This window comes from Ruminococcus sp. CAG:330 (assembly GCF_000437175.1).
Lineage (GTDB): Bacteria > Bacillota > Clostridia > Oscillospirales > Ruminococcaceae > Ruminococcus_C.
Genome location: NZ_FR898048.1, coordinates 21,055 through 26,630, shown reverse-complemented (window position 1 = coordinate 26,630; position 5,576 = coordinate 21,055). Strand labels below are relative to the sequence as shown.

General features: G+C 58.0%; 5 protein-coding genes. All 5 read right to left on the bottom strand.

Features of this window, described 5'->3' with window-relative positions; genetic code table 11:
- Positions 1-82 precede the first annotated feature (82 nt).
- The gene (locus QZL66_RS05750; protein WP_022410779.1) at positions 83-1,117 is read right to left on the bottom strand and encodes an elongator complex protein 3; all 1,035 of its coding nucleotides are present in this window, start codon (positions 1,115-1,117) and stop codon (positions 83-85) included.
- Positions 1,104-1,811, bottom strand: a complete 708-nt coding sequence (gene rnc / locus QZL66_RS05745) for a ribonuclease III (protein ID WP_022410778.1) — start codon at positions 1,809-1,811, stop codon at positions 1,104-1,106. The genes QZL66_RS05750 and rnc overlap by 14 nt, the downstream gene beginning before the upstream one ends.
- Before the next feature lie 6 nt (positions 1,812-1,817).
- Positions 1,818-2,831, bottom strand: a complete 1,014-nt coding sequence (plsX, locus tag QZL66_RS05740; RefSeq protein ID WP_022410777.1) for a phosphate acyltransferase PlsX — start codon at positions 2,829-2,831, stop codon at positions 1,818-1,820.
- 20 nt (positions 2,832-2,851) lie between these two features.
- The gene (trmFO, locus tag QZL66_RS05735; protein WP_293601892.1) at positions 2,852-4,165 is read right to left on the bottom strand and encodes a methylenetetrahydrofolate--tRNA-(uracil(54)-C(5))-methyltransferase (FADH(2)-oxidizing) TrmFO; all 1,314 of its coding nucleotides are present in this window, start codon (positions 4,163-4,165) and stop codon (positions 2,852-2,854) included.
- Positions 4,162-5,576 (bottom strand): type I DNA topoisomerase (topA, locus tag QZL66_RS05730; protein WP_293601891.1); only part of this gene is annotated, 1,415 nt, incomplete at its 5' end. The genes topA and trmFO, both read right to left, overlap by 4 nt.

The window sequence follows — 5,576 nt, the reverse complement described above, 5'->3', positions numbered from 1 at the left end:
CGATACCAGAAATAACCGCCGGCAGCTGTTCCCGCCAGAATCAGCAGGGCAGCCCCCAGACAGAGCCATGTCTTTTTGCGTGTCATCGCAGCTCGTTCCTTTCTGTGTCGATTATATATGCTTTTCCGTTCGCCCGGAGCGTTCCGGCCGATACTGCAGCATGCTCCGCCACTTGCAGGGTCACACCCTGTTTCGCCAGCGCCTGCCGATTGCAGCCGTGCTGTCCCAGCACCTTGCTCAGCGTGCGTGGTGCGGTTTCCACAAAGAGTTCCGGTTCTCCACAGTCCGCAGCAGCCCGTTTCAGCTGCCGGAAATACAGGCGGGATTCCGCCAATTCTCCATAGGCGGGGTGAAAATATCCGGCAACCATATTCTGACGCAGCGAGGGCGTGTCGTGCAGTCCCATCCGGATGACCCGTACACCGGCGTTTCGGCAGCGGCACAGGGCATCGGCGCAGTAGTCCAGCACCTCCTCCTGCGAAAGCAGCGGATAGACACCGGCAGCGCAGTACTCCGCCAGCTTTGTTCCGGCGAGCACCACAGTGGGGTAAATGCGCAGCGTCTCCGGCTGACAGGCCAGCAGCTGTTCCAGTGTGTCGTACTCATCCTGCAATGTGCTGCCGTACAAGCCCACCATCTGCTGCAATCCCAGCGAAATACCGGCACGGCGAATTGCTGCGCTGGCACGGCGCACATCCTCCGCCGTGTGTCCACGTGCATTGGCAGCGAGGACAGCATCCGACATACTCTGTGCCCCCAATTCCACCACCGTCACATGATACCGCTTCAGCCGTTCCAGAACGGCATCGCTGATGGCATCCGGTCGGGTGGAAATGCGAATGCCGGAGAACTTTCCGGCACCCAGAAAGGGCTGTGCTGCTTCCAGCAGTGCTGTCTGATACGCCGGCTCTACCGCTGTAAAGCTGCCCCCGAAAAAGGCGATCTCCGCTTCTTCCAGCGGTGCGCTGCGTTCCAGCATTTCCCCGCAAGTCTGTGCCACTTCCGCCGGTGCGGGGGCATGCACCATTCCGCTGATGGTACGCTGGTCGCAGAAGCTGCACTGGTGCGGGCAGCCCAGATGGGGAATGAAAAACGCCAGCGTCTTATGCTTTGCCATAGCCCATGAGGGACAGCGCTTCCTTGGCAGCCTGCTGTTCCGCAGCCTTCTTGCTGTGTCCCACGCCGGTGCCGATGACGTTGGAATTCAGGCAAACTTCCACCTGAAACGCCTTGTTGTGGTCAGGGCCGGATTCGCCCACCAGCACATACTCCACTTTTTCCTCCGGATTCTGCTGAATCACCTCTTGGAGCTGGGTCTTGTAGTCCTGAAATCCGATGGGTTCTTCCTCCTCCGGATCGTTGGGAATGAACCGCAGAATGTGGCGTTTGGCAGCCTCCATTCCGCCGTCCAGAAAGATGGCAGCGATGACTGCCTCAAAAGCGTCCGCCTGAATGGACGCACGCTCCCGGCCGCCAGTGTGCTCTTCGCCCTTGCCCAGCAGCAGAAATTCGCCCAGATGGATCTCCTGTGCAAAGACGTGGAGCGCCTTTTCGCAGACCATGGAGGCACGGAGCTTCGTCAGCTCGCCCTCCGGCAGATCGGGATATTTCCGGAACAGAAATTCCGAAACCACGATGGACAGCACGCTGTCTCCCAAAAATTCCAAGCGCTCGTTGCACTTGCGGGTCTTACGCTTTTCGTTGGCATAGGAAGAGTGCGACAGTGCCTCCAGCAGCAAATGTTTATTCTGAAAATGATAGCGGATATAGCGTTCAAACTGCGCCAAGTCCACGTATTCTGTATGCTCCATGATCTTTTACTTTCCTCCGTCTTTCTTCTTGGCTGACGTTCCAATGGTATCTGTAATCATCTGTACCACATTGCCGGCCACACAGTCCCTTGCCTGTCGGATGGCATTGAAAAATGCCTGCGCATCTGAGCTGCCGTGCGCCTTTACCACGGGCTTCTGCACGCCCAGCATCACAGCACCGCCCACTGCCTTATAATCCATCTTCTTGGTGAGCGCCCTGATCTTCGGCAGGATCAGCAGCGCTGCCAGCTTTCCGGCAAAGCCGGAGAACAGGTTACCCTTCATCTGATGCGCCATGAACTTGCCCATGCCCTCGTACAGCTTCAGTGCCACATTGCCGGTAAATCCGTCTGTGACTACCACATCTGCCGCACCTGTGGGCAATTCTCTCGCCTCGATGTTGCCGATAAAATTCACCGGTGCCTGTTCCAGCTGCACATAGGACTCCAGTTCCAGTTCTCTGCCCTTGGTCTCCTCAGCCCCCACATTCAGCAGCGCCACACGGGGCTTTTCCACATGCATGACATTCTGCATATAGGCGCTGCCCATAATGGCGAACTGCACCAGCATCTCCGGACGACAGTCATTGTTGGCGCCGCCGTCGATCAGCAGAAACGGCGTGGTCTCCGTGGGCAGCACCGGCGCAACTGCGGCACGCTTGATGCCGGGAATGCGCTTTACCAAAAAGGTCGAGCCGACCAGCAGCGCACCCGTGCTTCCGGCACAGACAAAGGCGTCGCCCCTGCCGTTGTGAAGCGCCTCCATGCCAACCGCCATGGAGGTGTCCCGATGCTGTTTCAGCAGCGTGGTTGGCTCTTCGTGGATGTCAAACACCGCCGGTGCGTGGAGAATCTCCATGCCGTCCAAAGACAGTCCGTTTTTTTCGGCGCAGGCACGAATCTTCCCCTCATCGCCCACCAGCGTCACAGTCACGCCCAGCTGCTGCACCGCCAGCGCACCGCCTTTGATTACCTCCAGCGGTGCATCATCCCCGCCGAATGCGTCGATTAAAATATTCAAGATATCTGATCTCCCTTGTGTTATTGTTCCGCATCACGCAGATATTGTTCCAGCGCTGCCATGCCACGGTCTGCATATGCCTGATACTTCTCCTGCTTTCCGCGAATGCGCTCCGGCAGATCGGGGAGGATCCCCATATTGGCACCCATGGGCTGGAAGTTTTCCGTAGGAGCACTGCTGATATACGCTGCCAGTGCGCCCATCATGGTTTCTCTGGGCAGGATCAGCGGTGCTTTGCCCTGCAAATGGCGTGCCAGATTCTTTCCGGCGAGAATGCCGCTCGCTGCCGACTCCATATAGCCTTCCACACCGGTCATCTGTCCGGCAAAATACAGCCCGTCCTGTCCACGAAAATGGTAGTCCGCATCTAGCAGGCGGGGGCTGTCCAGAAACGAATTCCGGTGCATCACGCCGTAGCGGTGAAACTCGGCGTGTTCCAGTCCAGGAATCATGGAGAACACACGCTTTTGCTCCGGAAACTTCAGATTGGTCTGGAAGCCCACCAGATTATACATGGTGCCCTCCTGATTTTCCCGCCGCAGCTGTACCACTGCCCACGGGCGGTGTCCGGTGCGGGGGTCGGTGAGTCCCACCGGTTTCATGGGGCCAAACCGCATGGTATCCATTCCGCGGGATGCCAGCACCTCAATGGGCATACAACCCTCATACACCCGAAAGGCGTCCTTGTCGCAGTCGTGCAGCGGTGCACGCTCTGCGGTGATCAGCGCCTGATAGAAGTTCTCGTACTCCTCCTTGTTCATGGGGCAGTTGATATAGTCTGCGTCCCCTCTGCCGTAGCGTGCGGCAAAGAACACTTTCTCCTTGTCCAAACTCTCGAAGCTGACAATAGGCGCTGCCGCATCGAAAAAGCTCAGCCGTGTGCCGCAGCGCTTTTCAATGTCCGCCGCCAGTGCGCCGTCGGTAAGCGGACCGGTGGCGACGACGGTCGGAGTCTCCGGAATTTCCGTGACCACAGCTGTTTCCAGCGTGATGTTAGGGTGATTTCGAATCGCCTCTGTGGCGAGATCGGAGAACTGTTTCCGGTCTACCGCCAGTGCGCCCCCTGCGGCAACCGCAGACTTTCTGGCGCAGCGCATCAGCAGCGACCCCAGACGGGTCATCTCTGCTTTCAGCAGTCCTGCTGCCGAATTGATGCGGTCGGCTTTCAGGGAGTTGGAGCAAACCAGTTCCGCCAAGCCTTCATAGCGGTGCGCCGGCGTATACTGCACCGGCTTCATCTCCAGCAGACGCACGGAAAAGCCAGCCTCCGCCAGCTGCCAAGCTGCTTCGCAGCCAGCCAGTCCGCCGCCGATTACGGTTACTTCTGCCATCATGCACCTCCGCCGACCGGACGGGAATAGCCGCAGTCCGGCTTCTCGCACACCAGCGTGCCGGATTTGCCGCCCTTTTGGAAGAGTGTACAGCCGCACTGGGGGCACTTCTCCTCTGTGGGCACATTCCACGTCATAAAGTTACAGTCCGGATAGGCGCTGCATCCGTAGAAGCTTCTGCCGCGCTTGGACTTTTTCAGGATGATCTTTTCGCCGCACAACGGACAGCTTCCGGCGGTCTCCTGCACGATCTTCTTGGTGTTCTTGCACTCCGGAAAACCGGGGCACGCCAAAAAGCGTCCGAATCTGCCGATCTTGATGACCATATTTCTGCCGCACTGGTCACAGACCACATCGGTCTCCTCGTCCGGCACTTTGACACGTTTGCCCTCCATCTTCTCCTCGGCGGTCTCCAAGGTTTTGGAGAAATCGCCGTAGAAGTCCTCCAGTGTTGCGACCCAACTCTTGTTGCCACGTTCCACGTCATCCAAATTGTTCTCCATCTCTGCGGTGAACTTGACATCCAGAATGTTGGGGAAATGTTCTTTCATCAGCTCTGTGGTCACCTCGCCCAGAACGGTGGGCTTCAGCTGCTTGCCCTCCCGTTCCACGTAGAGGTGGGAGGTAATGGTGGTAATGGTAGGCGCATAGGTACTCGGACGGCCGATGCCGTTTTCCTCCAGCGCCTTGATGAGCGTCGCCTCGGTGTAGCGTGGCGGCGCCTGCGTGAAGTGCTGGTTACCCTCCAGAGATTTCACCTTGATCTCCATGCCCTTTTCCAGCTCCGGCAGATTCTTGTTCTCGCCCTTCTCATTCTTCGCCTCATCGTACAGCACCGTAAAGCCCTCGAACTTTACCGTCGAACCGGTTGCCTTGAAGATGCAGTTGTCTGCCTCGATGTCCACGGATACGGTATCCAGCAGGGCATCTGCCATCTGGCTGGCAATGAAGCGCTCCCAGATCAGCTTATACAGCTTGTACTGATCGGCCGTCAGGCTCGCCTTGACCCGTGCCGGTGTCAGGCTGGGCACAGAGGGACGGATTGCCTCGTGGGCATCCTGCGCATTTTTCTTGGATTTGTAGACACGGGGCTGCGCCGGCAGGTATTCCTTACCGTACTGCTCCATCACATAGTCCGAAGCTGCCTGCTGTGCTTCCGCCGAGATGCGCAGGCTGTCGGTACGCATATAGGTAATTAGACCGATTGCGCCCAGATCGGCGACTTCCACGCCTTCATACAGCTCCTGCGCCACTTTCATGGTGCGCTTCGACTGGAAGCCCAGCCGATAGGAGGCATCCTGCTGAAGGGTGGAGGTGATAAACGGCGGTGCCGGATGCTTCCTGGTCACACGCTTTTTCACATTCTGTACGGAGTACGACGCATTTTGCAGCCGTGCCAGAAGGGCATCGGCTG